The organism is Campylobacter sp. BCW_6871, assembly GCF_001762325.1.
GTDB lineage: Bacteria > Campylobacterota > Campylobacteria > Campylobacterales > Campylobacteraceae > Campylobacter_D > Campylobacter_D jejuni.
On sequence record NZ_MJWQ01000024.1, the window covers coordinates 1 to 1,432 of the forward strand.

A 1,432-nucleotide genomic window follows, 5' to 3' on the forward strand; every position below is an offset into this window, starting at 1 on the left:
AAAGATTTTACTTGTTATTCTTTAGCACTTTGTTTTTTGCACCTTCATTTTTATTTGGTGCAAATATTGAAAATATAAAAAAATATAGAAATTCAATAGAAGGAGAGAAGCTTAGTTAAAAGTTTGTTTGATACCGCAAGTAACCCACTCCAGTTGCCCCAAAAATTGAGCTTGGTTAATATGCCTTGACTATAAATAAACAAAGCAGTATAATAACCACTAGAATGAGTTTTATGTACCTCCTTTCAGGGGTTTCACAATTTAGCCGTAGGGGGTCAGCCTGCGGCTTAAACCCTTAATGTAATTTACCAAACAAACTCTTTAACTTCTGAAACAATTTATGAAAGATTTTTGTATAAGTTTTAATATTTTATATGAAAATTTAGGTGTAAGCTATAAACAAGAAGCCTTTCGAGCTAGCTAAGAATACTTGGCTTTAGTTAGGAACCTCCTACTTCTAAGCGTTAGCGAAAGTAGGAGTAATTCACAGTTTTCATTGTTTTAAAATTTTTCTTTTCGTTATTAATAGATAATTTTGATATATCATATCTATCCCAAAAGATAAGCTCTAAAGGTTGTTGTAAAAAATGATAAGCTAAGCTTATAAAAATAATCAAAGCTATAAGCACACCACAAGGTATATAAAATCTTTTAAGTTTGTAGAAGGGTTTATTCATTGTTTATCCTTTATTACTCTGCTTTAATCTCTCCACCTTTAACCACAAGTCCATTAGAGTCTATAGTTACTTCAACTCCACCTGCTTTAATGATAACACAATCAGGTTTTGCATTAATAATTGTTTCTCCTACCTGTATAGTCGCTTCGCTATCGGCTTTTAACTCATGAATAGTTTTTGCATAAGTTGTGATATTATCAGCTACCATGCTTGTATTTTTATCACTTTCAAATCCTATGGATTCATTACTTGTAAAAAGAATATTATCTTTGCTTTTATAATCCATCTCTTTCTCGCTTAACACTTGCATTTTATCACTGACATTAATACCATAATGCCCCTCAACCACTTCCTTTTTATTCCCCTTCACATTTCTTATTTCATCTTTATGTATAATAGTATTTTGATTTGCACCTATTTCTATGTCTTTGTTTTCTCCTACAAACTCATGAGAGTTTTTAGCCACTCTTACTTTATTATCTACTCCTACATTTAAGGTATTGCTTAATCCTACTATGGTATCTTTAGATAAGCCTACATTAGTTAAGTATTCTCCTCCTATATTGACATTTTTAGCTAAGTCTATGATTTGAGTATGAATCTTTTTAATCCTTTCATTATAAATTCCATCCACTATAGAATCTTTATCATTTAAGATTCTTTGAGTGAAATTATGCTGGACTAATTCATCATAATCCTTTTGGGCTTTTAAATAAATTTGTTCTTTATCTTTTATATTTGAGAGGGTAAGTTCA

The 1,432-nt window shown here is 30.2% G+C and carries 2 protein-coding genes; both read right to left on the reverse strand.

All coding sequences use genetic code 11. The features are described 5' to 3' along the window. Positions 1 to 464: 464 nt before the first annotated feature. Positions 465 to 677, reverse strand: coding sequence for a hypothetical protein (locus AJ930_RS02425; RefSeq protein ID WP_070232973.1), 213 nt, complete (start codon positions 675 to 677; stop codon positions 465 to 467). Between the two features lie 13 nt (positions 678 to 690). After that, a partial coding sequence (locus AJ930_RS02430) for a bacteriophage T4 gp5 trimerisation domain-containing protein (protein ID WP_070274791.1) occupies positions 691 to 1,432 on the reverse strand: 742 nt, incomplete at its 5' end.

Bases quoted from the DNA above. Each gene is read 5' to 3' on its own strand.
- AJ930_RS02425 (WP_070232973.1), bottom strand. From the start codon at position 677: ATGAATAAACCCTTCTACAAACTTAAAAGATTTTATATACCTTGTGGT.